Source organism: Chromatiales bacterium (assembly GCA_020445605.1).
Lineage (GTDB): Bacteria > Pseudomonadota > Gammaproteobacteria > JAGRGH01 > JAGRGH01 > JAGRGH01.
In genome coordinates this window covers 31,595-58,081 of the sequence record JAGRGH010000031.1, presented here as the reverse complement: position 1 = coordinate 58,081, position 26,487 = coordinate 31,595, and the positions used below count along the sequence as shown (strand labels likewise).

Below are 26,487 nucleotides of genomic sequence, written 5' to 3'. Positions count from 1 at the left end.
GTTCCCGCGCCGTGGAGAACGTGGCAACCGATCGAGGCCTCTCCCGACCAACATGGTTCCATCTCCGCACGCCCGGAGCGTCTTATGAGCATCATTGAAAAGTCCGACGATGAAATCACTGCCGCCGCCCATCCGATGTGGGACGACCTGATCAAGTTCTCCAACGAAGGGGAGTACGGAAAGTTCGTCCGGAATTTTTCCTATGACCTGTTGTTCGGGCTGAACGAGGTCGAAATGGGCAAGCAGTTCGCGAAGAGCGAACTGACCCGCAGCCTGGACAGCAATTACGATTATCTGGGTCTGATCCGGCGTGGCGAGCATGTCACGGTGCTCTACCGGATGCGCAGCACCAAGCGTGCCGGCGAATGGCTGGGTCGGCTGGTGCTCGGTCATGACAAGGAAGGTGCCGTCAAGATTTTCGGCGCTTCGATCTTCTAGCAGCTTGTTGAAAGGAGCCCATCCCTGGCCTTTTCAACGTCGCAACCGAAAAGCGCGGTTTTCGGTTGCCCACGAAAATCAGACACTTGTGTGTTCGATTTTCGGGCGAGACGTCCCTGTCTCGCGATCACAGGCCGTTGAAAAGAGCGTTTCAACAGCCTGCTGGTTCCGCGCGACGTTGGCTGGTATCTCCGCAAACCACGGTGACCGATCATGAATGAGACAGCGATGGAAGACCCGGTCGGCCCGGGCAAACTCGTCGAGTTGACCTACAAGGTCATCGATGCCAAGACTCGCAGCGTGCTGACGGGCGTCGAATTTCCGATCGGCTATGTCCACGGCGTCAACGAGGTGCTTGCGCCGCAGGTGACCGCGGAGCTTGAAGGCCGGTTGCCGGGCGATGTCATCGAGGTGCCGATCGACTGCACCAAGATTTACGGCCCGCGCGACGAGTCGCTGGTGGTCACGGACCTGATCGAGAACGTGCCGGAAGAGTACCGGGAGCTGGGCATGTCGATTCTGATGGAGAATCAGAACGGCGAAACCAAGACCTTCATCGTCACGCGCCTCGATGAAAATACCATCACCATCGACGGCAACAATCCGCTGTGCGGTCGGGAGGTCCTGTTTCGCTTGGAGATTCTGAGGGTTCGCGATGCGACCCCCGAGGAGATGTCCTTCGGCGGGCCAGTCGATGCCAATCCGGATGTAAGCGAGATCGTGGGCAAGGGCGTCAAGGTCAAGAGCGTTCTCGAATAGGTCGCGCTGCATATGGCCGACTTGGCGTAATCCCGCATGTCCGGCAGTCTTTACGCCGAAACCCTGCTGAGTCCTGGTCTCGGGGTCAGCTTTCAGTGGCGTTACCAGAATGATGGCGGCTATCTGGTCGATCTGCTCGATCCGGAGTCGCCCGTCTGCGGCGCGCTCGAGCATGCCATCGACCGTTATGAGAACACGGTGTTTGCGCTGGCGCCGAACAAGCCCAACCTGATCGAGTGGGCGAACTCACAAGACACCCTGCAGGATCCCGCTGACCTCCATGAGCTGCGGCTCGGTGGCGCGCACGTCTTCCAGCAGGCCATCGAACTGTTTCAGACCATGCAGATGATGACGGACCGCGAGGAGGATCCGGTCCGGCTTTCGGCCATACATCATTGTATCGGCGACGTCATGGGCTTCATCGGTCAGCGCAGCGGCAGCAGTCACTTTCTGGAACAGGCCGCGATGTCCTACGAACAGGCCCTAGAGATACGTTCGTCCGAGGCGACCCCGCGGGAGTGGGCGCACACCAAACTCCACCTTGGCATCGTGATGCAGTGTCTCGGCGCGCTGGAAGACGACACCCGGATGCTCAAGGAAGCCCTGGAGACCTTCAAGCTGGCGGTCAATTTTCTGCCACGTAACGAGATGCCCGAAGCCTGGGCGGCCGCGATGGGCCATGTCGCGAACGTGCTGTGTCAGCTCGGCACGCACCGCCGCGGCGCGCGCACGCTGGAGCAGTCGGTCGTGGCCTACAGCAATGCGCTGGGCGTGCGACGCCCGGAGAACAATCTCCATGCCTGGGCCATCACCCAGAACAATCTGGCCGTTGCGATGCAGGCGCATGGCGTGCACGAGGAAGACATCGGATCACTCGAGGCCTGCGTGCCGCTCTACGACACGGTGCTCAAGGTGCTGGATTCGCAGACGCTGCCGATGATCTGGGCGATGGTTGCGGCGAATCGCGCCTCGGCACTCCTGGCCCTGGCGGGAGAGTCTGATTCCCTGGATATGGCCGAAACCGCCGAGAGCGAGTTCAGGAAGATTGCCGCATTGTTTGAGGGCACGAAGTTTTCCGCCTATCAGCAGGCGGCCGGGGAGCAGGTGCGCGAGGCTCAGGATCTGATCCGTCTGTTGCAGGTGTAGTTGTGGAAATTGAGATGACCAGCGTGGAGGAATGCCGGTTCTGCCAACGCAAGTCGGGCAGGCGGGTCATGATCGAGGGCCAATACGGGTTTGCGGCGTTTGATCGCCACCCGGCCAGCGAGGGTCACTTTCTGGTCATACCGCACCGGCACTTCGCGAGCTACTTCGACATCAATGACGCAGAACGCGATGAGCTGTGGTCCCTCGTGGCGCAGGGCAAAGCAATGGTCGACGAAAAGTTTCGTCCCGATGGTTACAACATCGGTATCAACGTGGGAAAGTGGGCCGGGCAATCGATTCCGCATCTGCATATCCACGTGATCCCGCGCTACAAGGGGGATGTCGAGAATCCCAAGGGTGGTGTGCGTGGCGTGATCCCCGACAAGAAGCTCTACAACGTCCACCCGGACTAGACCGACGTCGCTGCAACATGATCCGGGCCTTCTCGCAACGCCTGATGCCGCCGTTCTCGGGGCAGGTCCAGATCGCCCAGTCCGACAAGTATCGCGCCATCACGCTGGACGGTCAGATTTGGGAAATCCAGTACGTCAAGCGCAGCCATGTACGAGTTGCCACCGTCAGCTCCAGTGACATCCAGTCGCACCGCGTGCGCGACGAATTGCGTGACGGCGGTTCGGCGGACGAACAGCTCATCGAACTGCTGGACGATCTCGCCAGTATCCGTTTGCCGTTTCCCGCCGCCGACCTCTATGAATACTGGCTGCTCGATGCCGCCGACGAGTCGCCACTTGCCCTGGTGTTCTCCTGCGCCGAAGCGGAACAGATGGACAAGTTTCCCGCGCGGGCCGAATGGACGGCGTTGCCGGCCGCAGTGATGCCGATTGCGCAGACCGACGAAGAGAAGCGCAACCAGGCGCCGCCCGTCAATTACCGGTTTGAACGACTCGTCGCGGAGCGCGCCGGCACGCGCCCAAAGGCCCGCTGGTTCAAGCGCGGCGCCGACGGGCATGATTCGAATCCGTTTCCACCGCTAATGGTTCGTGAGGACTGGCCGGAGGCATCGGATCGCGATCTTTGTCGGCGCTACATCGAACGCCAGTCGCCGCGTTTATTGATGTTGCACGGTCTGGACCTGGATGATCGCCGGCGACTGGAGCGCAGCTGTCGCCCGCACGCGATGGAAGTCGCGAGATTCTGCATGCTCTATCCGGAGATCGTCGATCGCGACCTCATCGAGGCGCTTCGCGTGGAGGCGAAACTGCGCATCGCGGCCGGGGCGGAAGATCGCCCGGCCGTGCACAACCGTCGCGACGGCATACTCTATATCTGACTGCGCTTTCCCAAAAGCCGATCGAGATCGCCGCTGTTTTGCAGTGCGACCAGCTGTTCATAACCGCCGACATGCCTGCCGTCGATGAAGATCTGCGGCACGGATTTCAGACCGCAACGGCGGATCATCTCATCGCGTTCCAGAGGCATCAGATCGAGCCGATTGTCGACGTATTCGATGTTGCGTGCGTCGAGGAACTCGCGGGCTGCGACGCAGTGTCGGCAAAAACTGGTCGAGAAGATTTCAATTCGCGCTGGCATGGGCGACACCTACAGATTGCGCTTTTCCGGGCCGGCAGCCCCTTGCCGAGCGGCGCAAATCCACGCTGAAACGGGCAGGCGTGGGCGCCGGGGGATGCGTCCGGATTTCAAAGCTTTAGCGCATGGATAAACAAAAATAATCAGCAATGATCGCATGTCATTGAATTTAGGGACGAGCCGAAAATTGCGCCCGGACCGGCTACGCGGATGGCGGCCGTTACCGTTTGATTCCGCCGGGAAAAATGACAAAATAGCGCAATTGGCGGGGGTTTCTCCAACAAACCCATGCGCCGAATCCCCTGATCCCAATCCGACCATACGGTGATGTTATGAGCGAGCCAGCCAAGACCCGTCCCAAGGTTCCCGAGGGCGAATCACGTTTTCTGAAGACCCGCCAGAAGGCGGCGAACGAAAAGGGCTACGTGGGCTACGACACGATCTGGGAATCGTTCCAGAAAGAAGCGCCGTACGTTACCCCGAAACGTCCGTAAGACTTCAGCCCGGTCGCACCCCTGTGGTGTGGCCGGTCTGTGCGACGGCCGGTTCAGCGACGCTGACCGGCCGTTTTTCGTGCAGGACGTCGACCGCCGCGATCGGTCAATCCCGCGATCGATACTCAAGCCTGGTCGGTTCGACGAACCGTTTTGCTGTGCCCGCTTGCCCGAAAAAGAGCGATTTTTCGTTTTCTCTCATTTTCAACGTGTTACACCCGTTGAAAATGGCGGCACGTCCATGTGCCGCAGGAAACTCTGACAATTCAGAGTTTCCCTAGCGGGCCTCGGGCGCGATGCTTCTCAGATGCTCGCGAAGTTTCGCGATACGCGCGGTACCTTCTTCAGGCATCGCCTCAGTGATGCGCAGGCTGTCGTCACCCGGATCGATCTTGTAGCGCCCCGGATTGTGCATCGCCAGCGTGAGTATATGCGCGGGATCGAAGCTGTGATCCGGATGAAACTGAATCCGCGCGCCTGAAGCGGTCGCCTCCAGGCGCCGCACCCGCAGGCTTGCCGCGAAGCGTTTCAGTGTCGCAATTGCGAAGAGATTTTTCGCCGCCGGCGGCAGCGGGCCAAAGCGGTCCACCACCTCGATCTCGAGTGCGCGCAACGCATCGTCGTCTTCGGCGTTCGCAATGCGTTTGTACAGCACCAGGCGCTGGTGCACGTCCGGCAGGTAGTCATCCGGGAACAGGGCCGGGACATGGGCCTCGACCTCCGGTCCGCGATCCAGCGGGCCATCCAGCGCTGGTTCGCGACCTGCCTTGAGGTCCGCGACCGCGCGTTCCAGCAGTTCTGAGTACAGCGCGAAACCAATCTCCTGAATCTGGCCGCTCTGTTCGTCGCCGAGCAGTTCACCGGCACCGCGAATCTCCATGTCGTGCGTTGCGAGCATGAAACCGGCGCCGAGGTCCTCGGTAGACTCGATGGCTTCCAGACGTTTGCGCGCATCGCCACTCAGTCCGCGCAGCGAGGGCACCAGCAGGTAGGCATAGGCCCGGTGATGCGAGCGGCCGACGCGACCGCGCAACTGATGCAGCTGCGCGAGTCCGAGCTTGTCGGCGCGATCCATGATGATCGTGTTCGCGCTGGGCACGTCAATGCCGGATTCGATGATCGTCGTGCACACCAGCACGTTGAAACGCTGGTGGTAGAAGTCGACCATCACGCGTTCCAGTTCGCGTTCGGCCATTTGGCCGTGACCGACCTCCACGCGCGCCTGCGGCACGATCCTGCGAATGTCTTCGGCAACCTGGTCGATCGTCCTGATCTCGTTGTGCAGCACGTAGACCTGGCCGCCGCGTTTGAGTTCGCGGGCGATCGCATCTCGAATCAGGGCGTCGTCCCATTCGGTGACGAAGGTCTTGATCGCATGCCGGTTGGGTGGCGGGGTCGCGATGATCGACAGATCGCGCAGGCCCGCCATCGCCATGTTCAGCGTGCGCGGGATCGGCGTGGCGGTCAGCGTCAGCAGGTCGACCTCGGCGCGCAGCTGCTTGAAGCGTTCCTTGTGACGCACGCCGAAGCGGTGTTCTTCGTCGATGATGACCAGTCCGAGGCGCTTGAAGCGCACGTCCGGTTGCAGCAGACGGTGGGTGCCGATGACGATGTCGACACCGCCCGCGGCCAGCGCATCGAGGGCCGCCTGCTGCTGGCTTTTGCTGCGCAGGCGTGAAAGCAGTTCGACGCGAACCGCGGTGTCGGCAAACCGGTCGCTGAAGTTCTGGAAATGCTGCTGTGCGAGCAGGGTGGTCGGCGCGAGTACGGCAACCTGGCGACCGGCCGTGGCGGCGACATAGGCGGCGCGCATCGCGACCTCGGTCTTGCCGAAGCCGACATCGCCGCAGACCACGCGGTCGGTGGGCTGACCGCGCACGAGATCGCCGAGCACCTCGTCGATTGCACGCTGCTGATCCGGGGTTTCCTCGAACGGGAACGCGGCGGCGAACGCCGCGTAGTCCCCGCTGGGTTCCGGGAACGCGTGCCCCTTGCGGGCGGCGCGGCGGGCATGCAGGTCGAGCAGTTCGGCGGCGATGTCGCGCACGCGCTGTGCCGCCTTCGCGCGCGCCTTGCTCCATTGCTGGCCGCCGAGCTTGTGCAGCGGCGCGCTTTCGGGCGTCGTGCCGGCGTAGCGGCTCAGCAGGCCAAGCGCCGCGACCGGCACGTACAGGCGGTCGTTGCCGGCGTATTCGATGACAACGAACTCGCCGGGGATGCCGCCGACATCGAGATGGGTCAGTCCCGCGTAGCGCCCGACGCCGTGCAGCTCGTGCACGACCGGTGCGCCGTCGTGCAGCTCGGTGAGGTTGCGCACGATCTGGTCCGGGTCGCGCTCGGTTCTGACCCGGCGGCGCTGCGCGGGACGGATGCCAAGCAGCTTCGCTTCCGGGACGACCGCCAGTCCGTCGTCGGGCAGCCACAGCCCGTGCTCGAGCGGTGCGATGCCGACGGCCAGCTGCGCCGTGCCGGCCTGAAACTCCTGCCAGTCGGCCGTCGTGCCCGGCGCAAAGCCCAGATCGCGCAGGGTGTCGGCCAGCAGTTCACGCCGGCCCGGTCCATCGGCGGTGACCAGTACCCGCAATCCGGGCCGCCCGGCGAAGGCGCGGAAGGCGGCGGCCGGATCGTCGGCGCGCGCGTGGAAGTGCAGCTCGGGCAGGGCGCCGGTCGGGAAATTGCGCAGCGGCGCGGTCGAGTCCGGCAGTTTCATGGGCTGCGTCTCAACCGCGTCGAGTCGGGCGAGATGCTCGGCGAGTGTCGATTCGTTCAGGTACAGGTCCGCCGGCGCGAGAATCGGCCGCTCCGGATCGACGCCACGTTCGGCATGGCGCAGGGTCACCTGCTCCAGAAACGCGGATGCCGTCTTCAGTGCGTCCTCGGCCAGCACGATGCGCGCGTCGGCGGGCAGGTAGTCGAACAGCGTCGCGGTCTGCGGGAAGAACAGCGGCAGGTAGTACTCGATGCCGCCGGGTACGCGACCATCGCTGATGTCGCGGTAGATGCGCGAGCGGTTCGGGTCACCCTCCACGCGGCGGCGGTACTGGCTGCGAAACTGCGCGATGCCGGCCTCGTCGAGCGGGAACTCGCGGCCCGGCAGGAGTTCGATGCGCTCGACGCGTTCGATCGTGCGCTGGGTGTCGGGATCGAAACTGCGGATGGAGTCGACCTCGTCATCGTCGAGGTCGATGCGATAGGGGCGGTCGCCGCCCATCGGGTACAGATCGATCACCGCACCGCGCACCGCGATCTCGCCGTGCTGCGCGACCTGCGGGACATGCACGTAGCCCGCGGCATCCAGACGCCTGCGCAGGGTTTCGATGTCCAGGCGCTCACCGCGCTCGAACAGCAGCACGTTGCCGGCGACGAAATCCGTCGGTGGCAGGCGTCCGAGCAGGGTCGCGACCGGCAGCACGAGCACACCGCCGTGTGCCTGCGGTAGCCGGTAGAGCGTGCGCAGACGCTCCGAGACGATCTCGGGCAGCGGCGCGAAGAGGTCGTAGGGCAGGGTTTCCCAGTCCGGAAACCCGAATACGCTGATCTGCGGTCCGGCAAAGAAACGCACGGCCGCAGCGCAGCTCTCGGCCGCGACGGGCTCGCCGCAGACCACGACCGTCAGACCGGCACCCGACCGCGCGCGCTCGGCGACCGCCCAGGCCAGGGCGTCACCGTGCAGCTGTCCCCAGCGTCGCGTGGCGGGCTGAACACCTTGGGCGTTGCGGGTGACGGGAGAATTCATCTGCGGGCCGGATTTCGCGGGGCGCGTATTTTTGCACAGCCGTGCCGGGGCGGTTCGCGCGCCGGCGTGTGATCGCGTGCCTTTCGTTGCTCGGCACAGTGGCGACAATGCGCCGCCTTCGGCACGTTTCCCGCCAGGCGAGGTCCCGCACCATGTTTCGCATCCGGAAGATTTTCGACGCCGTCGCCCCCAGCAACCGCGAGACCGTGGACGAGGTGCTGGCGATCCTGCGCGCGCAGTTTCCGAATGCGCGCCCGGTCGAGTTCGAAAGGCTGCCCGAGCAGCTCACCGATCCGCTGAAGTACCGCTACCGTTCGGTCCTGCTCGTGGCCGAGGATGGTGTCGGCCGCGTCAAGGGCTTCGCAATGCTGCTGCACCTGACCGACATCGACGTGGTGTATCTGGAGCTGATCTCGACCGCGCCGGACGGCATGGGTGGCGGCGTCGGCGGCGCACTGTACGAACGCGTGCGCGAAGAGGCGCTTTCGCTCAATGCGCTCGGTGTGTTCTTCGAGTGCAGCGTGGATGATCCGGAGGTGATCGACGACGCCGCCGTGCTCGCACAGAACGTCGCGCGTCTGAAGTTCTATGAGCGCTATGGCGCGCGGCCGCTGATCAACAACGTCTACGCTTCACCGGTCAAGCCCGGCGACAAGGACCTCTACTACCTCGTGTTCGACGGGCTGGGCCAGGGGACGGAGCTGGATCGCCGTACCGCGCGCACGGTGGTGCGCGCGATACTCGATCGCAAGTATGGCGATCTGCTGCCGAAGGCGCAGATCGACGAGGTCGTGCGCTCGTTTCGCGACGACCCGGTGCAGCTGCGGGCGCTGCGTTACGTGGTGCCGAGCCGGGTCAGGCACGACCCGCGGCTGCACCGCGGCATTGCGCTCGTCGTCAACGAGGGTCACGACATTCACCATGTGAAGGACCGCGGTTATGTCGAGGCACCGGTGCGGCTTTCCGCAATACTGAGCCGCATCGAACGCACGGGGCTGTTCACGCGCGTCGCGCCGCGGCGCGCGGCGGAAAAGTGGATCAAGGCCGTGCACGATCACAAGTATGTGGATTATCTGCGCCATGCCTGCGCACAGTTGCCGCCGGGCAAGTCGATCTACCCGATCATCTTTCCGATCCGCAACAACCTGCGCCCGCCGAAGGACTTCGAACTGCAGGTCGGCTATTACTGCATGGACACCTTCACGCCGCTGAACCGCAATGCCTATCTCGCCGCGCGTGGTTCGGTCGATTGCGCACTGACCGGCGCCGAGGAACTGCTCAAGGGCTATTCGCTCGCCTATGCGCTGGTCCGCCCGCCGGGGCATCATGCCGAACGGCGTGCGTTCGGCGGGTTCTGCTATTTCAATTCGTCGGCCGTCGCGGCGAATTATCTGAGCCAGTTTGGTCGCGTGGTGGTGCTCGATGTCGACTTTCATCACGGCAACGGCACGCAGGACATCTTCTATCACCGTGCCGACGTGTTGACGATTTCCATTCATGGCGATCCGCATTTCGCCTATCCGCACTTCGCGGGCTTCGCCGACGAACGCGGGGTCGGCGACGGCGACGGCTACAACATCAACTACCCGCTGCCGGAGCGAACCAGTGTGGAGCGCTACCAGCGCACCCTCGAGGACGCCATGCGGCGCATCCGGCGGTTCCGGCCCGCCTACGTCGTGCTGGCGCTGGGGCTCGATACCGCAAAGGACGACCCGACCGGCACCTGGACACTGAAGGCGCAGGACTTCGAACGCAACGGTCGGATCATCGGCGCGCTCGAACAGCCGATTCTCGTGGTCCAGGAGGGCGGCTATCGCACCAGTACGCTGGGCACGAATGCGCGGCATTTCTTCGCGGGACTTTCCGAAGCGCACAGCGTCGGCGGGCGCACGCGCCGGAACCCGGCGCGACGTCCGGCCGGCAACCGGGTCGCCTGAGCGGAGCGTCGGCGTTCTGGTGAGCGTCGCGCCAGACCCCGTCTGCCCGGAAGTGGCATACACCGCGCGGAAACTGTGACGCCGGGCCATTGACGCGCCCGAACGGTCTGAACATACTGATTGGTATGTTCATGGATGGCTGGATTTTTCGATGAGTCGGACGGCACAGGTGTCGACCGGCGCCGCGCATGCGGGCGCTCCGGCCGTCGATACACGCCGCGTTCTGTTGCGTGCGGCCTACCACGAAATCCACGCGGCTGGATTCCAGGCCGCGAGCCTCACGCGCATCCTCGACCAGGCCGGTCTCACCAAGGGCGCGCTGTACTACCACTTCGCCAGCAAGCGCGAGCTCGGCTATGCGGTGGTCGACGAGGTGATCCGGACGTTCATCGAAACGACCTGGATCGCACCACTGGCCGAAGCCCAGGACCCGATCGCCGGCTTGCAGTCCCTGCTCGCCGCCGGCCGCGACCATCTGTCGGAGACGGCCGTGCTGCTCGGCTGCCCGCTGACGAACCTCGCCCAGGAGATGTCCGGAATCGATGAGGGGTTTCGCACGCGCATCGCGGCGATCTACGACCGCTGGCGTGAGGCGATCGCCGCCACCATCGATCGGGGTCAACGGCGCGGCACGGTCGATGCCGCGCTCGACCCGCGGCGCGTTGCCGACTTCTTCGTCGTCGTGCTCGAGGGTGCGCTGACGCTGGCCAAGAACCGCCGCGACCCTTCGCTGATTGCCGATACCGCCGCGGAGTTCGCCCGTTATCTGGAGACGCTGCGCCGTGTCGGCTGATCCGGCGACAGCGGTTGTGGAACGGCCGCCGCGTCTGCCGACGCGCTACGAGCATTTCTTCGATGCCGTGCTGCGCCATCCGGTCTGGGTGCTGTTCGCGACGGTTCTGCTGACCGTGCTGCTCGCCAGCGGCGCGCGCTTTCTGACCTTCGAGACCGACTATCGCGTGTTCTTCAGCAAGGACAACCCGCAGCTCAACGCGTTCGAGGCCTTGCAGAACATCTATACCAAGAACGACAACGTGCTGTTCGTGATCACACCGCCCGATGGCGAGGTGTTCACGCGCGAGACGCTGGCGGCCGTCCAGCGGCTGACGCTGGACAGCTGGCAGGTTCCGCACTCCTTGCGCGTGGATTCGATCACGAACTTCCAGCACACCGAGGCCGATGGCGATGATCTCGCGGTGGGCGATCTGGTCGATGCGCCCGAGACGCTGGGCGATGCCGATCTAGCGCGCATTCGCGCCATTGCGCTGGCCGAACCCTTGCTGGCAGGGCGCCTGATTGCGCCCGATGCGCGCGTCACTGGCGTCAATGTCACGGTGCAGTTGCCGGACGACAAAAAGGCGCATGCGGTGGAGGCCGTGGTTGCCAAGGTCCGGGCGATGGCCGAGGCGTTTCGCCTCGCGCATCCGGGCTATCAGGTTCATCTGACCGGCGTGGTGATGCTGAACAACGCGTTCCCCGAGGCGTCGTTCGCGGATATCGCCACGCTCGTGCCACTGATGTTCGCGCTGGTGCTCGTCACACTGGCGGTGCTGCTGCGCTCGGTCTGGGGCACGCTGGTGACTTTCGTGATCATCGTGCTGATGATCGCCGCGACCATGGGCGCGGCGGGCTGGGCCGGCATTGCGCTGACCGGGCCGACGATGTCGGTCCCGACGATCGTCCTGACCCTTGCGGTCGCCGACTGCGTGCATCTGCTGACGACCTATCTGCAACAGCTGCGGGCCGGACATTCACGCGCGCTGGCCATGCGCGAATCGCTGCGGGTCAATCTGCAACCGGTGTTTCTGACCAGCCTGACGACGGCGGTCGGTTTTCTGTCCATGAACTTCAGCGAAGCACCGCCGTTTCGCGATCTGGGCAACATGGTGGCGTTCGGTGTCGTCTATGCGTTTTTGCTCTCGATCACCTTTCTGCCGGCCGCGATGGTGCTGCTGCCGAGCCGCGTAAAGCCGGGCGAAACGCGTGCGTCCGGTTCCATGCAGCGGCTGGCCGAGTTCGTGATCCGCAACCAGCGGCCGCTGTTCCTGGCGAATACGGCGCTGATCGTCTTTGCGATTGCGTTCATTCCGCGCAACGAACTCAACGACGAGTTCGTGAAATACTTCGACGAAAGCATCGAATTTCGTACCCACACCGACTACACCTCCGACCACCTGACCGGGCTCTACCAGATCGCGTTCTCGATCGACTCCGGCGAACCCAACGGCGTTGCGGACCCGCAGTACCTGGAGCGCGTGGACGCCTTTGCGCAGTTCCTGCGTGCGCAGCCCGAGGTTCGCCACGTCCACAGTTTCACCGACATCATGCGGCGGGTGAACAAGAGCATGCATGGCGATGACCCGGCCTGGTATCGCCTGCCCGCCGCGCGCGATCTCGCCGCGCAGTACCTGCTGCTGTATGAGTTTTCGCTGCCGTTCGGACTCGACCTGAACGATCAGCTGAACGTCAGCAAGTCGTCCACGCGCCTGAACGTGACGCTGCAGAACCTTTCCAGCAACGGCGTGATTGCGTTCGAGGACCGGGTTGCGGTCTGGATGGATGAAAACTTCCCGCCGGTGATGCGCACGCACGGGTCGAGTCCGACGGTGATGTTCTCGCACATCGGCTATCGGAATATCCGCTCGATGCTGTTCGGTTCGATCCTGGCGCTGGTCGTGATCTCGGCGATCCTGATCATCGCATTCCGCTCGTGGCGACTCGGTCTCGTGAGCCTGGTGCCAAACCTGCTGCCGATTGCCATCGCATTCGGCATTTGGGGACTGGCCGTCGGGCGCATCGGGCTGGCGCTGTCGGTCGTGAGCGGCATGACGCTGGGCATCGTCGTCGACGACACGGTGCATTTCCTGTCGAAGTACCTGCGTGCGCGCCGCGAGCGCGGCCTGCTGCCGGCGGACGCCGTGCGGTACGCGTTTTCGACCGTCGGCATGGCGCTGTGGATCACCACACTGGTGCTGGTGGCCGGCTTCCTGGTGCTGGCGATGTCGCACTTCGTGCTGAACTCGCAGATGGGCCTTTTGACGGCGATCACCATTGCGCTCGCGCTGGCGATCGACTTTCTGTACCTGCCGTCACTGCTGTTGAGGTTTGATCATGTTCGTGTCGAGAAATAGGCTCCTCGCGCTCGCCCTGGTCGCCGGCGCGGCGATGGCGCAGACGCCCGAGGAACAGGGCCGCGCGATTGCGGTTGAGACCGATCGGCGCGATACCGGCTTCGGCGATTTCACCGCCGAGATGGTCATGACTCTGCATAATCGCCATGGCGAGGAAAGTGTGCGCGCGATGTACACGCGCGTGCTGGAGGGGGCCACCGCGGGTGACGGCGACAAGTCGCTGATTAGCTTCGACGAACCGGCCGATGTCAAGGGAACCTCGCTTTTGACCTACACGCACAAGCAGGGTCCGGACGATCAATGGCTTTATCTGCCGGCGCTCAAGCGGGTCAAGCGCATCGCATCGTCGAACAAATCCGGGCCGTTCATGGGCAGCGAGTTCGCGTACGAAGACCTGAACTCGCAGGAAATCGAGAAGTACAGCCACCGCTTTCTGCGTGACGATGTGCTCGATGGCCGGCCGGTGTTCGTGGTCGAACGTGACCCGGTCGACGAGAATTCCGGCTACACACGCGAGGTCGTGTTCATCGACAAGGAGCACTACCGGCCGGCCAAGGTCGATTACTACGATCGCAAGAACGCACACCTCAAGACGCTGATCTTCAGCGAGTATCAGCAGTATCTCGGTCAGTACTGGCGTGCCGGCGTCATGGACATGAGCAACCACCAGACGGGCAAGCGCACGATCCTGCGCTGGAACGACTACCGCTTTGGTCACGGATTCAACGAAAACGACTTCAGCCAGAACAGCCTGAAGCGTGCGCGCTGAGCGTCGAATCGCGATTGCGCTGCTGGTTGCGCTATTGGCAGGCGCGGCCGGTGCGGCGGAGTGGTCCGGCAACGTCGCGCTCGAGGCGCGGCTGTTTGCACATGCGCCGCCCGATGGTCATCAGCACGGCGACAGCCTGTCGGTTTCAGTCGAACCGGAGTTCTTTCATGACTGGGACGACGGCCGGCAGAGTCTGACCATCACGCCGTTCGCGCGTTACGACGGGCGCGACAACGAACGCACCCACGCGGATCTGCGCGAGGCGTTTTATCTGTATGTCGGTGACCGCTGGGAGCTGCGCCTGGGCTTTGACAAGGTGTTCTGGGGCGTGACGGAGTCCGCGCATCTGGTCGACATCATCAACCAGACCGATGCCGTCGAGAACATCGACGGCGAGGACAAGCTGGGCCAGCCGCTGATCAAGCTCGGACTCGAACGTGACTTCGGCAACCTGGATTTCTTCGTTCTGCCGTATTTTCGCGAGCGCACGCTTCCCGGGCCGCGGGGTCGGCTGCGCACCCAGCCGGTCGTCGATACGGATCGGCCGATCTATGCGTCCGGCGCGCGCGAGTGGCATGTGGATTTCGCATTGCGCTGGCGCCGGTCGTTCGATGCCTGGGATGTCGGCATTTCGCATTTTCACGGTACAAGTCGCGAGCCACGCTTCGTGCCGGCACTTGATCGCGGCGGTATGCCCGTGCTGCGGCCACTCTATGAAATCATCGACCAGACCGGGGTGGACATTCAGTTCACGCACGACGCCTGGCTGTGGAAGTTCGAGGGCATCCACCGCAGTGGACAGGGGCCGGGCTATTTCGCAGCCGTCGGCGGTTTCGAATACACGCGCTACGGGATATTCGAGAGTGCCGCGGATCTCGGTCTGCTGGCCGAGCTGCACTACGACGAGCGGCGCGATCAGGCCAGTACGCCGTTCGAGCACGACCTGTTTGTCGGTGCGCGCTGGGCCGCGAACGACGTGCAAAGCACCGAGGCGCTGGTGGGCGTGATCCAGGACCTGGGCGACGGCACCCGTGCGTGGTTCGTGGAAGCGAGCCGCAGGTTCGGCGCGAGCTGGAAACTGTCGGTGGATGCGCGGATCTTCAGTGACGTCGATACCCGCGATCCGCTGTTCGCGCTGCGCGACGAGGATCACGTGCGCATCGAACTCGCGCGGTATTTCTGATCGAATGTGCGTCAGGTGTGCTTGCCACCGTGATGTTTGGAATTAGCGGATCTCTTCGATCGAGAACTTCTTGTCCATGATGTTCGGCGCGATCACGGCAAAGCCTTCCAGCTGCCAGTGCGCGAGTTCTGTGATCGCCGAGGGCACGATGTCGACGAAGTCATGGAAGTCACCGGGTTCGTAGCCGTAGTCATGCGCGGCGAGCCCGCAGACGCGGAAGCGCACGCCGAGCGACTTGTAGTATTTCATGCGCTCGACGGCTTCCTGGTACTTTTCATAGTTTTTCTTCACGGTCGTGACGATCTCGGTGCCGTGAATCACGACGACCAGGTCGAGCAGCTCCGGCGCGTGCCCGTACGGTTCGCTGATCAGCGGGTTCAGGAGCGATCGAACCCAGTACAATGCCGAATTGATCTTGGTCGGGTCGTCGAAATAAAAGTCGAAGACCACCTTCTGCTCCCCGTACGGGGTCTGCACGATCGTGCCATCGGCCCGCGCCGGTGCGGCGCTGAGGAGTATCACTGCACATGCGAACAGTCTTGAGAGCGTTTTCATTGCCGACCTCCGGCCTGCTGGAGAACGGAACCGTTCGGGTCGTCGGTCCATGAGCTGGATCGATCGTATCCCGCTGGGCATTTTGCTCGTGCTGGCGGTCTGGATGGCGATTGCGCCGTGGCCGGCGGTGCCCGAACCGCATCTGGTCGAAAAGCTCCGGATGCTGGGTAACGGAACCCTGTCGAAGCCGCTCGACTGGTTCGATCTGTTCTGGCACGCACTGTTTCCGGCACTGGCCGTCGTGCGCCTTGTGCGGATGCGTCGTGCGGGCTGACCGCCCGCTGAGCTGCGTGGGGCCTGACTAACGCGCAACGACCGAGTGCAGCGCGAGGGAATGCTCGAAATACACGGTGAACTGCGGATAGACCCAGCGCGAGATCGGTGGTTCGCCGACGGCCGCCACGCGTCGCGACGGTTCACCGTAGCGCGACAGCACGGTCTCCATGGATTCGCCACCGGCCGGACGTTCCAAGCCAGCGCTCGAATTGGGCGGTGCGCGATTGATGCTGTCGAGCAGCAGCACGTCGGCGTGGCTTGCAACCGGTGCGGTCAGGGCTGCGGTCAGGCTGATCAGGGGTAGAATGCGCATCGGAACCTCCTCGTGCGATGCCGGTCCGTCAGTGTGAATGGTCAGTCCGGCCCGGCGGACGCGAACGATCTGAATATAGCACCGTAACCCCGTCAGCGTCTGCGACATGCGGCGCCCACAGCCACCGAGATTTCCAGCCCGTGTTCAAGCCACTGCCGCTGTATATCGGCCTGCGTTACACGCGTTCGAAGCGGCGCAACCACTTCATTTCCTTCATCACGTTTGCCTCGCTGGCGGGCATCGCGCTCGGCGTGGCCGCGCTGATCGTGGTCCTGTCGGTGATGAACGGCTTCCAGACCGAGGTTCGCGCGCGCATGCTGGGTGCGACGGCGCATGTCTCGATCGAAGGCACTGACGGGCGGCTGAACGACTGGCCGCAGATGCGCGAAACGGTGCTGAAGCATCGCGAAGTCATGGCGGCGGCCCCGTATGTGGACGGCCAGGCCATGCTGACCGTCGGCAGTCAGGTGTCGGGCGCGATCATTCGCGGGGCCGACCCGGCGCTCGAAACCACGGTGTCCGATCTGCAGGACAAGCTCAAGAGCGGTTCGCTCGATCAGCTCGTTGCGGGCGAATATCGCGCAATCCTCGGCGTCGAACTCGCCATCAAGCTCGGGGTGGGGGTCGGAGAGCAGGTCACGGTGATCACGCCGCAGATCAGTGTCGGTCCCACGGGTCTGCTGCCGCGTCTGCGCCGCTTCAAGGTCGTCGGCACGTTCCAGGTCGGCATGGGCCAGTACGACCGCACGCTGATGATCGTGCACAACGAGGATGCCGCGAAGCTGTTCGGCATCGGCGCTGCGGTCAGCGGACTGCGCCTGAAGCTCGACGATGTGTATGCCGCGCCGCGGGTTTCGCGCGAGGTCGCGATGTCGTTGCCGGTTGGCGTATATGTCAGTGACTGGACGCGCGAGCACCAGAATTACTTCCGTGCGGTGCAGCTCGAAAAGCGCTTCATGGGCATCGCGCTGTCGCTGATCGTTGCGGTCGGCGCGTTCAACATCGTCTCGGCGCTGGTGATGGTCGTCAACGACAAGCAGGGCGACATCGCGATCCTGCGCACGATCGGGCTCACCCCGCGCGGGGTCATGTCGATCTTCATCGTGCAGGGCACGATCATCGGCACGGCCGGCGCGGTTCTCGGCATCGTCCTCGGAGTCGCCCTGGCGCTGAATCTCGAATCCATCGTTGCAACGATCGAGTCCTGGTTCGGGACCGAACTCCTGCCGCAGAACGTCTACTACATCAATGATCTGCCGTCGGAACTCCAGTGGGGCGATGTCTCGCTGGTCGCCATCGTGGCATTCGCGCTGACCCTGCTCGCGACGCTGTACCCGGCATGGCGCGCGTCGCGCGTGCAGCCGGCCGAGGCGCTGCGCTATGAATGATGCGGCGGTCGTGCTGTCGGCCACCGGACTGGAGCGGCGTTTCCGCGAAGGCCCGCAGGTCGTCGATGTGCTGCGCGGGCTCGATTTCGAACTGCGCGCCGGAGAGCGCGTGGCGATCGTGGGCGCGTCGGGGTCGGGCAAGTCGACCCTGCTCCAGTGTCTAGGCGGGCTGGATCGACCGGACGTCGGCAGCGTGCGCATCGACGGCGAGGACCTCTACGCGCTGGGCGAGGCCGCGCTCGGCCGGCTGCGCAACCGGGCGTTTGGTTTCGTCTACCAGATGCACCATCTGCTGCCCGAGTTCACCGCCCTGGAAAACGTCGCGTTGCCGCTGGCGATCGCCGGCCGGACACCGGCGCAGGCCTTCGCGGGCGCGCGGCAGATGCTTGAACGCGTCGGCCTGCACCAACGCATTGACCACAAACCCACCGAGCTGTCGGGCGGCGAGCGTCAGCGTACGGCGATCGCGCGCGCGCTCGTTACGCAACCGCGCTGCGTGCTTGCCGACGAACCGACCGGCAATCTCGACCGCGACAACGCGCAGGCGATCGCCGAGCTGCTCGACCGCATGAATGCCGAAATCGGCACCGCACTGGTGCTGGTGACGCACGACCTCGACCTTGCCGCGCGCATGGATCGGCGGCTGCGGCTGGTCGACGGGCGACTGGAAGGCGTTTAGCGTGAGACAGCTACGTCTCGCCCGAACATCGAACACACAGGTGTTTGATTTTCGTGAGCAACCGAAAACCACGCTTTTCGGTTGCGACGTTGAAAAAGCCATGGATGGGCTTTTTTCAACAACCTGTTGGCGCGCCGGTCCGGCGCGACGCGCTCAGGCCTTGTTTAGATTGGCCGCTGCCGCCCGGCGTGCGCGCCGGGCACGCCAGCGTGATACGAGGTGCATGCGCCACAGCAGCCGCACGCTGACATACCCCACCAGCGCCGAGACCAGACCGCAGATCAGACAGCCAAGCAGGAACGGCTCCCACTCCGCGAAGATCTTGCCCACGATCGTCGTCGCCGATTCACCTTCCTCGAAGTGCAGCGGCTCGTGGCCGAGGCTCCACGCGCCGATGCGGTAGGCGAAATAGAAGATCGGCGGAATCGTGATCGGGTTGGTGACCCAGACCATCGCGACGGAAATCCACACATTCACGCGCAGCCACACGGCCCCGGCGCCGGCGATGAGCATCTGTGCCGGCAGCGGAATGAACGCACAGAACAGTCCCCACGCGGTCGCGCCGGCGACCGAGCGGCGGTTCAGGTGCCACAGATTCGCATCCGACAGGCGGCCGCTGAGCATGCGCAAATAGCGATGCTCGGCGAAGCGCTTCGGATCGGGCTGATAGCGTTTGAGAAAATTGCGGGACATCGCACGGACTGGCAACTGACCCAGAAGCCGTCCTGATCATAGCAAGCCGGGTTCGCAATCTGCTTGCGTCGCAGCATTACAGTCCGCGGAATGGTCGCGTGGCCCTGTCTTCGTGGGCACAGGCGGACAGCGATCAGCGGCGTCTGGCGATTGTCGGCACAGCCAGGGTCGCCGACGATGGTGAGATGCCCGCTCGTCACTTGCACGGACGCCAATCCGACCGCCCCGCGCCACGGCGCACCCTCGTGCCGTCGGCGCTGGCGGCGGTGGCCGGATCGTCGGCCTGCTTTTTGCTCGCGAGCCTGCCGCCGAAGGGCGTGCTGTACATCGCCGGCGGTCTGGTGCTGCCGGGCCTGTGGCGCGGTGGTCGCGGCCGCATCGGCGCGGCGTTCGTGGCCGCGTTCGTCTGGACCGCGCTGTTCGCGCACGCGCGTCTGGAAGATCGGCTCGACCCGGGGCTGGTCGGCGCCGATCTCGAGATCACCGGCACCGTACGTGGTCTGCCTCAGGCCGGCGCGCTCGGCCCGCGTTTCGATCTGGAAACCGGCGCCGACCGTCCCGCCGGTGTTCCGGAGCGGCTTCGACTGCGGGTGTACGCTGACTGGCCCGCGCCGCAGGCCGGCGAACGCTGGCGGCTGGTCGTACGCCTGCGCGAGCCGTTCGGACTCGCGAATCCGGGCGGCTACGACCATGCCGCCATGCTGTTTCGCGATGGCATCGGGGGAACCGGCTATGTGCGTGACAGCGCACGCAACGAACGGCTGGCGGTGCTCCCGTGGTGGCGCTGCGGTCTCGACTGCCTGCGGGCGGACGTGCGGGACCGGCTTGCCGGGCGGCTGGACGGCCAGTCCCTGGGCGGGGTGCTGATCGCGCTCGTGGTCGGCGAGCGGGGCGCGATCACTGATGAACAGTGGGACGTGTTGCGGACGACCGGTACCGCCCACCTGATGGCGATCTCCGGCCTGCATGTCGGCCTGGTCGGCGGGCTGGGCTTCGCCGTCGTGGCGTTTGTCTGGCGCCTCGCGCCCGGTGCCGCCGAGCGCATCGCCGCGCGCCGGGTGGCCGCCGGCGCGGCGCTGATCGTGGGATTCGGATATGCGGCGCTGGCCGGCTTTGCGCTGCCGACACGGCGCGCGCTGGTCATGCTCGCGGTGTGGATGGGCGCCCTGATGGCCGCTCGCGTGGTGCGCCCGTCGCGGGTGCTGGCGATCGCTGCGCTCGCAACGCTGGCGGTCGATCCGTTCGCACCGCTGTCGGCCGGGTTCTGGCTGTCGTTCGGCGCGGTCGCGGTGATCGTCTGGGTTGTCTCGGCACGCATCGGGCCGACGCGCGGCTGGCGCACGGCGCTGCGCATCCAGTTTGCACTCGCGCTGGGCATGTTGCCGCTGACCGCGATGTGGTTCGGCGGCGGATCGCTGGCCGGGCCGCCGGCGAACCTGCTCGCCGTGCCGGTGGTCGGGCTCGGTGTCGTGCCGCTGGCCCTGCTCGGCACCGCGTTTTTGACCGTGTGGCCGGCGGCCGCGGGATTGCTGCTGGATGCCGCCGACGGTCTGCTCGGCTGGACCTGGGGCGTGCTGGAGTTCTTCGCCGCGCTGCCGTCCGCCTGGATGCCGCTCGCGCCGCCCGGGCCGCTGGCCGGTGCCATGGCCCTGCTCGGCGGGTTCTGGTTGCTAGCCCCACGTGGCGTTCCGGCGCGACTGGCCGCCGTCGTCCTGCTGCTGCCTGCGTTCGTGCCGCGTGATCACGCCCCGACCTTCGGCGCCCTGCGCATGGATCTGCTGGATGTCGGGCAGGGCCTCGCGGCGATCGTCCGCACGGCGACGACGACCCTGGTCTTCGATGCCGGGCCGCGGCGCGATGGTGGCTTCGATGCCGGCGAGAGCGTCGTGGTGCCGGCGCTGCAATTGCTGGGCGTGCGGCGCGTCGACCGGTTCGTGGTCAGCCACGACAACCGCGACCACAGCGGCGGCGCGGGCGCGGTTCGCCAGGCGTTCCCGCCCGTCGCGCTACGTGCGGGAGAGTCGATCGAAGGCGAAGCCTGGCCGCGCTGTCGGCAGGGCGAGCGCTGGTCGCTCGATGGTGTCGGGTTCGAATTTCTGTGGCCGCCGCCGGCGCTGACCGCGCGCGGCAACAACGCCTCCTGTGTGCTGCGGATCGAGGCGGCCGGCCGCGTCGTGCTGCTGACCGGCGACATCGAACGCGACGTGGAGCGGGCGCTGGTCGCCGGGCAGGGCGAAGGCATCGCCGCCGACGTGGTCGTGGTGCCGCACCATGGCAGCGCGAGTTCCTCGACCCGCGCGTTTGTCGCCGCCACGGCCCCGCGCTGGGCGCTGGTGCCGGCCGGACATCGCAACCGCTGGGGATTTCCGAGACCGGAAATCGTCGCACGCTGGCAGGCCGCTGGCAGCCGTGTGCGTTCGACCGGCGATGCCGGCGCGTTGCGCGTGGAGATCGCCGCCGACGGTGGCATCGAGGTCCGCGCCCATCGGAATGAAGCGCCGCGATTCTGGCGGCGTCCGGCCCGGTGACCGGCGGCCCGCGTTCCGGACAAGCCCGCGGCTTTGCCAGTATCATTGGCCCGCTTTCCATCTTCCGACAATCGGAGTCCCGACCTCGTGCTGGAACTGATCAAGGCAGGCGGCTCGCTGATGGTGCCGATTCTGCTGTGTTCGCTCGCCGCGCTGGCGATCGTCATCGAGCGGCTGTGGACACTGCGCCGCAAGGCCGTACTGCCGCCGAACCTGGTCGGCGAAGTGCTGGCCGCGTACAAGGCCGGCAAGCTCAACGAGGCGCGTGTTGGCGCGCTGCGCGACGGTTCGCCGCTGGGGCGGGTGCTGGCCGCCGGGCTGGCGAACCTGCGCCATCCGCGGCATGTCATGAAAGAGGCGATCGAGGATGTCGGCCGGCAGGTCGTGCATGAACTCGAGCGCTTCCTGAACACGCTCGGCACCATTGCCGCGATCGCCCCGCTGCTGGGCCTGCTCGGCACCGTGGTCGGCATGATCAAGGTGTTCTCGACGATCGTCGAACAGGGCATCGGCAATCCGGGTCAACTCGCCGGCGGCATTTCGGTCGCGCTGATCACGACCGCCGCGGGGCTGTCGGTCGCGATTCCGGCGCTGATGTTCTCGCGCTATCTGCGCGGACGCGTCGACTCGCTGGTGATCGGCATGGAAGAGGCCGCGCTGGAACTGGTCGAGGTCATCCACGGCGACCGCGAACGCATCGTCGCGCGCGATAAATGAACCTGCGTCCCTACCGACGGCGTGAGGAAGTGGATCTGAACCTCACGCCGCTGATCGACGTGGTGTTCCTGCTGCTGCTGTTCTTCATGCTCTCGACGACCTTCCAGCAGGAGGTTCGCCTCAAGGTCGAACTGCCTGAGGCGAGCGCCGAGCGGCCTGACGAGCAGCAGATCATCGACGCCGGCATCTCGGCCGAAGGCGAATACTTCATCAACGGCGATCGTGTCGTGGACACGAACATCAAGACCCTGCGTCAGGCGCTGCGCACCGTGCATGAGGCCAATCCGGAATTGCCCGTGGTCATCAATGCCGATGCGCGCACGCCGCATCAGGCCGTGATCCGGTTCCTCGATGCCGCGCAGCAGGCCGGCATCACGCGCCTGCGGTTCGCCGCCGAACGCCCCGAAGGCGATGGCTAAGAACCCGGGCACGATGCCGGACGTGCAGGTCAGCGCGGCCTTGGCGGCGGCTGCCAAAGAGATACCGGGGCCTGAGGTCTATCGACGGCTGCTGCGGTTTGCCGTTCCGCACTGGCGGCGGTTTGCAATAGCCATCGTCGGCATGATCGCCTACGGGCTGACCGACGCGGTGTTCGCGGCCCTGCTCAAGCCGCTGGTCGACGGCAGCTTCGTGCACCGTGACGCCACGATGAGTTACCTGACACTGGCCGGGATGCTGGGCGTGTTTCTGGTGCGCGGGTTCGGCGGCTTCATCTCGGAGTATTTTCTCGGCTGGGTCGGACGCATGGTCATCTCGACCATCCGCACCCTGATGTTCGACAAGTTGTTGGTGTTGCCGGCGCGGTTCTACGACGAAAACACCTCCGGCGTGCTGATGTCGCAGCTGACCTTCAACGTCGAGCAGGTCGCGCAGGCGACCACGCGCTCGATCACCACGGTGATTCGCGACTCGATCACGATCCTCGCGCTGCTCGGCTGGATGCTCTACATGAACTGGCGTCTGGCGATGATCTTTTTCATCGTCGGCCCGCTCATGGCGATCACGGTGCGCTTCGTCAGCAAGAAGCTGCGCAAGGCCAGCCGGCGAATCCAGAGTTCCATGGGACACATCACGCATGTGCTGCGCGAGGTCATCGAGGGTCATCAGGTCGTCAAGGCCTTCGGCGGCCAGGACTATGAACGCCGGCAGTTTCGCGAGGTCAACGAGCGCAATCAGAACCAGAACATGCGCCTGATTGCGATCGATTCGGTCGCGGTGCCGGTCGTGCAGCTGATGTCCGTGCTGGCGCTGGTCGTGATCGTCGCGCTTTCGACCAACGAGGTCATGACTTCGGCGATAAGCCCGGGCGACTTCACTTCGTTCGTCGCGGCGATGGCGCTGTTGCTCTCGCCGATCAAACGCCTGACGGCCGTGAATACGGCAATCCAGCGTGGAATTGCAGCGGGCCAGTCGATCTTTGCGTTTCTCGATCAGCCGCCCGAGGCGGACACCGGCGGTCAGAACATCGCGCGCGCGGACGGGCGCATCGAATTCGCCGGGGTTTCGCACCGCTATTCGCAGAGCCAGGACTGGACGCTGCGGGGGATCGATCTGGACATCGCGGCCGGCAAGACGGTCGCGATCGTCGGGCGCTCCGGCAGCGGCAAGACCACACTCGTGAACCTGCTGCCGCGCTTCTACGACGCAAGCGAAGGTGCGATCCGCATCGACGGCACGGATATTCGCGAGCTTTCGCTGGCCGCGCTGCGCCGGCAGATCGCCGTCGTCGGTCAGCATGTCACGCTGTTCAACGACAGCATCGCACGCAACATCGCTTATGGCTGTCAGCGTGAGATCGACCGCGAGACCCTGCGCAAGACTGCGGCCGCCGCGAACGCGCTGGATTTCATCGAGCGCATGCCGCAGGGTTTCGAAACACCGGTCGGCGAGCATGGCGTGCTGCTTTCCGGCGGTCAGCGCCAGCGCATCGCGATCGCGCGGGCGTTGTTGCGCGATGCACCGATCCTGATCCTCGATGAGGCGACTTCGGCGCTCGACAGCGAATCGGAACGCAAGATCCAGAGCGCACTCGAAACCCTCATGCACGGCCGCACGACGCTGGTGATTGCCCATCGGCTGAGCACGATCGAACGTGCCGACCGCATCGTCGTCATGCAGGACGGCCGCATCGTCGAGCAGGGCAAACATGGCGATCTGCTCGCGCACAACGGCATCTACGCCGAGCTGCATCGCCAGCAGTTTCTCGCCGCACCGGGCGATGCCGCTCCCGCGGCCTCTTGAGCACGATCGATCGGCTCTGGTACGGCCCGTCGGCCCCGCTCTGGCCGCTGGCACCGCTGAGCTGGCTGTACCGCGGTGCCGGCGCGCTGCGTGCCTTGGCCTACCGAATCGGCCTGCGCAGGATTTATCGCCCACCGGTCCCGAGCATCATCGTCGGCAACATCACGGTCGGTGGCACCGGCAAGACGCCGCTGGTGATCTGGCTCGCTCGTCATCTCGTCGAACGGGGCCTGCGGCCCGGGGTGCTATGTCGCGGCTATCGCGGTCGGGCCGCGAGCTGGCCGCAGCGGGTGAGTGCCGCCGGTGACCCGCGCGAGGTCGGTGACGAGGCCGTGCTGCTGGCCGGAGGCGGTGATTATCCCGTCGCGGCCGGGCCGGATCGCGGCGCCGCGGCGCGCGATCTCGTTGAACGCGCTGCCGTCGATGTGCTGGTCTGCGACGACGGTTTGCAGTATCCGGGCCTCGCGCGAGACCTCGAGATCGTCGTCGTCAGCGGCCGGCGCGGGTTCGGCAACGGCTGGATTCTGCCGGTCGGACCGCTGCGCGAACCGCGCTCGCGTGCCGACCGCGCCGCTGTGCTGGCGTGGAACGGCACACCGCCGGCCGGTGCCGGCGGGTTCGTGCTCGTGCCGCGCGAGTTCGTCAACGTGGACAGCGGCGAGCGGCTTGCGACCGCGGCATTCGCCGGCCAGCGTGTGCACGCAGTCGCGGGTATTGGCGATCCCGCGAGGTTCTTCACCACCCTGCGCGAACTCGGATGCGAGCCTGTCGAGCATGCGTTTCCCGATCATCATCGCTTCACTGCAGCGGATCTTTCGTTCGGCGACGGGCTGCCGGTCCTGATGACCGGGAAGGATGCGATAAAATGCCGCGGTCTGGCGCCTGTGCCGGCCTGGTATCTGGCCGTGGACGCCGAGCCAGACGAGAAACTTCGCGTCGCAATCGACCACCACCTCGAACGACTGCTCCATGGATAAAGCCCTGCTCGACATCCTCGTCTGTCCGATCTGCAAGGGCAGCCTGATCTATGCGCGCGATGCGCAGGAACTCGTCTGCAAGGGCTGCCGGCTCGCGTATCCGATCCGCGACGGTTTCCCGGTCATGATCGACGACGAGGCACGCGCGCTCGGCAACGACGAGTACGCCGACTGAGCTTTCCGCACGCGTCGTGCTCCATGGGGCACGCGGGCGAGCACCCATGAGTTGCGGATTCACCATCGTCATTCCCACCCGGTTCGCGGCCAGTCGCCTGCCGGGCAAACCCCTGCTGCCAATCGCCGGCAGGCCGCTGGTCGAGCACGTCTGGCGGCGCGCGCTGGGTGCCGGCGCAAAGGCGGTCATCATTGCGACCGATGACGATCGCATTGTCGATGCCGCGCGTGGATTCGGAGCGGACGTCGAGATGACCTCTGCCGATCATGCCTCGGGCACCGATCGCCTCGCGGAGGTCATCAACCGTCGCGCGCTGGACGATTCGGAGATCGTCGTGAACTGGCAGGGCGACGAACCGCTGCTGCCGCCGGAACTCGCCGGCCAGGTGGCCGAGCGGCTGGCCGCATGCGCGGACTGCGCGGTCGCGAGCCTGTATGTGGCGATCGATTCCGCGCACGAACTTGCGGATCCCGCGGTCGTCAAGGTCGTGACCGATGCCGAAGACTGCGCCCTGTACTTTTCGCGTGCATCGATCCCGTTCGATCGCGATGGTGAGGGCAGGGGGCCGGAGCCGAAACGCCACCTTGGCGTGTATGCGTATCGCGCCGGGGCGATTCGCGATTTCGTGACCTGGCCGCCCGCGCCGATCGAACTCGCCGAGAAACTCGAACAGCTGCGCTTTCTGTACAACGGCCGGCGCATCGCCATGGCCCGCGCGCTGTCGGCACCCGGTACTGGGGTGGATACCCCGGCCGATCTCGAACGCGTGCGCGCGCTGCTGGAGCCGGCGCCGTGACCGAACCG

The 26,487-nt window shown here is 65.1% G+C and carries 26 protein-coding genes; 21 read left to right on the top strand and 5 right to left on the bottom strand.

Going from position 1 to position 26,487, the window contains the following annotated elements; all coding sequences use genetic code 11:
* The first annotated feature begins 84 nt into the window (after positions 1–84).
* From KDG50_05255 to KDG50_05235, 5 genes are all read left to right on the top strand, one after another.
* Positions 85–438, top strand: coding sequence for a hypothetical protein (locus KDG50_05255; protein ID MCB1864815.1), 354 nt, complete (start codon positions 85–87; stop codon positions 436–438).
* Between the two features lie 228 nt (positions 439–666).
* Entirely contained in the window at positions 667–1,197 is a 531-nt protein-coding gene (locus KDG50_05250; GenBank protein ID MCB1864814.1) for a peptidylprolyl isomerase, read from the top strand.
* 36 nt (positions 1,198–1,233) lie between these two features.
* Positions 1,234–2,343 carry a hypothetical protein gene (locus tag KDG50_05245; protein MCB1864813.1) on the top strand — a complete coding sequence of 370 codons (1,110 nt, stop codon included), beginning with the start codon at positions 1,234–1,236 and terminating at the stop codon, positions 2,341–2,343.
* 14 nt (positions 2,344–2,357) lie between these two features.
* A complete protein-coding gene (locus KDG50_05240) occupies positions 2,358–2,756 on the top strand; it encodes an HIT family protein (GenBank protein MCB1864812.1) in 399 nt (132 codons plus the stop codon).
* 17 nt (positions 2,757–2,773) lie between these two features.
* Positions 2,774–3,634 (top strand): hypothetical protein, encoded by an 861-nt coding sequence (locus KDG50_05235; protein MCB1864811.1) that lies wholly within the window; start codon positions 2,774–2,776, stop codon positions 3,632–3,634.
* Here KDG50_05235 and KDG50_05230 read toward each other — a convergent pair.
* On the bottom strand, positions 3,625–3,894 hold the full coding sequence (locus KDG50_05230; protein ID MCB1864810.1) for a glutaredoxin: 270 nt from the start codon (positions 3,892–3,894) through the stop codon (positions 3,625–3,627). The genes KDG50_05235 and KDG50_05230 overlap by 10 nt on opposite strands.
* Before the next feature lie 329 nt (positions 3,895–4,223).
* Here KDG50_05230 and KDG50_05225 point away from each other — a divergent pair, with 329 nt between their 5' ends.
* A complete protein-coding gene (locus tag KDG50_05225; GenBank protein MCB1864809.1) occupies positions 4,224–4,385 on the top strand; it encodes a hypothetical protein in 162 nt (53 codons plus the stop codon).
* 277 nt (positions 4,386–4,662) lie between these two features.
* Here KDG50_05225 and mfd read toward each other — a convergent pair whose 3' ends face one another.
* Positions 4,663–8,121 (bottom strand): transcription-repair coupling factor, encoded by a 3,459-nt coding sequence (gene mfd, locus KDG50_05220; GenBank protein MCB1864808.1) that lies wholly within the window; start codon positions 8,119–8,121, stop codon positions 4,663–4,665.
* 152 nt (positions 8,122–8,273) lie between these two features.
* Here mfd and KDG50_05215 point away from each other — a divergent pair, with 152 nt between their 5' ends.
* The 5 genes from KDG50_05215 (at position 8,274) to KDG50_05195 (ending at position 15,141) form a co-directional block, all read left to right on the top strand.
* The gene (locus tag KDG50_05215) at positions 8,274–10,058 is read left to right on the top strand and encodes a histone deacetylase family protein (protein ID MCB1864807.1); all 1,785 of its coding nucleotides are present in this window, start codon (positions 8,274–8,276) and stop codon (positions 10,056–10,058) included.
* A gap of 151 nt (positions 10,059–10,209) precedes the next feature.
* The gene (locus tag KDG50_05210) at positions 10,210–10,851 is read left to right on the top strand and encodes a TetR family transcriptional regulator C-terminal domain-containing protein (protein ID MCB1864806.1); all 642 of its coding nucleotides are present in this window, start codon (positions 10,210–10,212) and stop codon (positions 10,849–10,851) included.
* Positions 10,841–13,189 carry an MMPL family transporter gene (locus KDG50_05205; GenBank protein ID MCB1864805.1) on the top strand — a complete coding sequence of 783 codons (2,349 nt, stop codon included), beginning with the start codon at positions 10,841–10,843 and terminating at the stop codon, positions 13,187–13,189. The genes KDG50_05210 and KDG50_05205 overlap by 11 nt, the downstream gene beginning before the upstream one ends.
* Positions 13,170–13,958 (top strand): outer membrane lipoprotein-sorting protein, encoded by a 789-nt coding sequence (locus tag KDG50_05200; GenBank protein ID MCB1864804.1) that lies wholly within the window; start codon positions 13,170–13,172, stop codon positions 13,956–13,958. Before KDG50_05205 ends, KDG50_05200 begins: the two co-directional genes overlap by 20 nt.
* Positions 13,948–15,141, top strand: coding sequence for a hypothetical protein (locus tag KDG50_05195; GenBank protein ID MCB1864803.1), 1,194 nt, complete (start codon positions 13,948–13,950; stop codon positions 15,139–15,141). The genes KDG50_05200 and KDG50_05195 overlap by 11 nt, the downstream gene beginning before the upstream one ends.
* A gap of 42 nt (positions 15,142–15,183) precedes the next feature.
* Here the strand turns inward: KDG50_05195 and KDG50_05190 are convergent, their stop codons facing one another.
* Positions 15,184–15,696: a DsrE family protein gene (locus KDG50_05190; GenBank protein ID MCB1864802.1), complete on the bottom strand. Its 513-nt coding sequence runs from the start codon at positions 15,694–15,696 to the stop codon at positions 15,184–15,186.
* Between the two features lie 49 nt (positions 15,697–15,745).
* Here KDG50_05190 and KDG50_05185 point away from each other — a divergent pair, with 49 nt between their 5' ends.
* On the top strand, positions 15,746–15,970 hold the full coding sequence (locus KDG50_05185) for an RND transporter (protein MCB1864801.1): 225 nt from the start codon (positions 15,746–15,748) through the stop codon (positions 15,968–15,970).
* Positions 15,971–15,997: 27 nt separating this feature from the next.
* Here KDG50_05185 and KDG50_05180 read toward each other — a convergent pair whose 3' ends face one another.
* Entirely contained in the window at positions 15,998–16,285 is a 288-nt protein-coding gene (locus KDG50_05180; GenBank protein ID MCB1864800.1) for a hypothetical protein, read from the bottom strand.
* A gap of 140 nt (positions 16,286–16,425) precedes the next feature.
* On the opposite strand from KDG50_05180, the gene KDG50_05175 reads away from it, so the two are divergent.
* Complete coding sequence (locus tag KDG50_05175) at positions 16,426–17,673, top strand: lipoprotein-releasing ABC transporter permease subunit (GenBank protein MCB1864799.1); 1,248 nt, start codon at positions 16,426–16,428, stop codon at positions 17,671–17,673.
* A complete protein-coding gene (locus KDG50_05170) occupies positions 17,666–18,352 on the top strand; it encodes an ATP-binding cassette domain-containing protein (GenBank protein MCB1864798.1) in 687 nt (228 codons plus the stop codon). Before KDG50_05175 ends, KDG50_05170 begins: the two co-directional genes overlap by 8 nt.
* Positions 18,353–18,505: 153 nt before the next feature.
* On the opposite strand, the gene KDG50_05165 is transcribed toward KDG50_05170, so the two are convergent.
* Positions 18,506–19,045, bottom strand: a complete 540-nt coding sequence (locus tag KDG50_05165) for a DUF2062 domain-containing protein (GenBank protein MCB1864797.1) — start codon at positions 19,043–19,045, stop codon at positions 18,506–18,508.
* A gap of 98 nt (positions 19,046–19,143) precedes the next feature.
* On the opposite strand from KDG50_05165, the gene KDG50_05160 reads away from it, so the two are divergent.
* From KDG50_05160 to kdsB, 7 genes are all read left to right on the top strand, one after another.
* Positions 19,144–21,573 carry a DNA internalization-related competence protein ComEC/Rec2 gene (locus tag KDG50_05160; GenBank protein MCB1864796.1) on the top strand — a complete coding sequence of 810 codons (2,430 nt, stop codon included), beginning with the start codon at positions 19,144–19,146 and terminating at the stop codon, positions 21,571–21,573.
* 87 nt (positions 21,574–21,660) lie between these two features.
* Complete coding sequence (locus tag KDG50_05155) at positions 21,661–22,290, top strand: MotA/TolQ/ExbB proton channel family protein (GenBank protein ID MCB1864795.1); 630 nt, start codon at positions 21,661–21,663, stop codon at positions 22,288–22,290.
* Positions 22,287–22,709, top strand: coding sequence for a biopolymer transporter ExbD (locus KDG50_05150; protein ID MCB1864794.1), 423 nt, complete (start codon positions 22,287–22,289; stop codon positions 22,707–22,709). The genes KDG50_05155 and KDG50_05150 overlap by 4 nt, the downstream gene beginning before the upstream one ends.
* 13 nt (positions 22,710–22,722) lie before the next feature.
* Positions 22,723–24,531 (top strand): lipid A export permease/ATP-binding protein MsbA, encoded by a 1,809-nt coding sequence (msbA, locus tag KDG50_05145; protein MCB1864793.1) that lies wholly within the window; start codon positions 22,723–22,725, stop codon positions 24,529–24,531.
* Positions 24,528–25,508, top strand: a complete 981-nt coding sequence (locus tag KDG50_05140) for a tetraacyldisaccharide 4'-kinase (protein ID MCB1864792.1) — start codon at positions 24,528–24,530, stop codon at positions 25,506–25,508. Before msbA ends, KDG50_05140 begins: the two co-directional genes overlap by 4 nt.
* Positions 25,501–25,683, top strand: a complete 183-nt coding sequence (locus KDG50_05135) for a Trm112 family protein (protein ID MCB1864791.1) — start codon at positions 25,501–25,503, stop codon at positions 25,681–25,683. Before KDG50_05140 ends, KDG50_05135 begins: the two co-directional genes overlap by 8 nt.
* Before the next feature lie 46 nt (positions 25,684–25,729).
* Positions 25,730–26,479: a 3-deoxy-manno-octulosonate cytidylyltransferase gene (gene kdsB / locus KDG50_05130; protein MCB1864790.1), complete on the top strand. Its 750-nt coding sequence runs from the start codon at positions 25,730–25,732 to the stop codon at positions 26,477–26,479.
* Positions 26,480–26,487: the final 8 nt, after the last annotated feature.

Bases quoted from the DNA above. Each gene is read 5' to 3' on its own strand.
- KDG50_05255 (MCB1864815.1), top strand. From the start codon at position 85: ATGAGCATCATTGAAAAGTCCGACGATGAAATCACTGCCGCCGCCCAT.
- KDG50_05250 (MCB1864814.1), top strand. From the start codon at position 667: ATGGAAGACCCGGTCGGCCCGGGCAAACTCGTCGAGTTGACCTACAAG.
- KDG50_05245 (MCB1864813.1), top strand. From the start codon at position 1,234: ATGTCCGGCAGTCTTTACGCCGAAACCCTGCTGAGTCCTGGTCTCGGG.
- KDG50_05240 (MCB1864812.1), top strand. From the start codon at position 2,358: ATGACCAGCGTGGAGGAATGCCGGTTCTGCCAACGCAAGTCGGGCAGG.
- KDG50_05235 (MCB1864811.1), top strand. From the start codon at position 2,774: ATGATCCGGGCCTTCTCGCAACGCCTGATGCCGCCGTTCTCGGGGCAG.
- KDG50_05230 (MCB1864810.1), bottom strand. From the start codon at position 3,894: ATGCCAGCGCGAATTGAAATCTTCTCGACCAGTTTTTGCCGACACTGC.
- KDG50_05225 (MCB1864809.1), top strand. From the start codon at position 4,224: ATGAGCGAGCCAGCCAAGACCCGTCCCAAGGTTCCCGAGGGCGAATCA.
- mfd (MCB1864808.1), bottom strand. From the start codon at position 8,121: ATGAATTCTCCCGTCACCCGCAACGCCCAAGGTGTTCAGCCCGCCACG.
- KDG50_05215 (MCB1864807.1), top strand. From the start codon at position 8,274: ATGTTTCGCATCCGGAAGATTTTCGACGCCGTCGCCCCCAGCAACCGC.
- KDG50_05210 (MCB1864806.1), top strand. From the start codon at position 10,210: ATGAGTCGGACGGCACAGGTGTCGACCGGCGCCGCGCATGCGGGCGCT.
- KDG50_05200 (MCB1864804.1), top strand. From the start codon at position 13,170: ATGTTCGTGTCGAGAAATAGGCTCCTCGCGCTCGCCCTGGTCGCCGGC.
- KDG50_05190 (MCB1864802.1), bottom strand. From the start codon at position 15,696: ATGAAAACGCTCTCAAGACTGTTCGCATGTGCAGTGATACTCCTCAGC.
- KDG50_05185 (MCB1864801.1), top strand. From the start codon at position 15,746: ATGAGCTGGATCGATCGTATCCCGCTGGGCATTTTGCTCGTGCTGGCG.
- KDG50_05180 (MCB1864800.1), bottom strand. From the start codon at position 16,285: ATGCGCATTCTACCCCTGATCAGCCTGACCGCAGCCCTGACCGCACCG.
- KDG50_05170 (MCB1864798.1), top strand. From the start codon at position 17,666: ATGAATGATGCGGCGGTCGTGCTGTCGGCCACCGGACTGGAGCGGCGT.
- KDG50_05165 (MCB1864797.1), bottom strand. From the start codon at position 19,045: ATGTCCCGCAATTTTCTCAAACGCTATCAGCCCGATCCGAAGCGCTTC.
- KDG50_05150 (MCB1864794.1), top strand. From the start codon at position 22,287: ATGAACCTGCGTCCCTACCGACGGCGTGAGGAAGTGGATCTGAACCTC.
- msbA (MCB1864793.1), top strand. From the start codon at position 22,723: ATGCCGGACGTGCAGGTCAGCGCGGCCTTGGCGGCGGCTGCCAAAGAG.
- KDG50_05135 (MCB1864791.1), top strand. From the start codon at position 25,501: ATGGATAAAGCCCTGCTCGACATCCTCGTCTGTCCGATCTGCAAGGGC.
- kdsB (MCB1864790.1), top strand. From the start codon at position 25,730: ATGAGTTGCGGATTCACCATCGTCATTCCCACCCGGTTCGCGGCCAGT.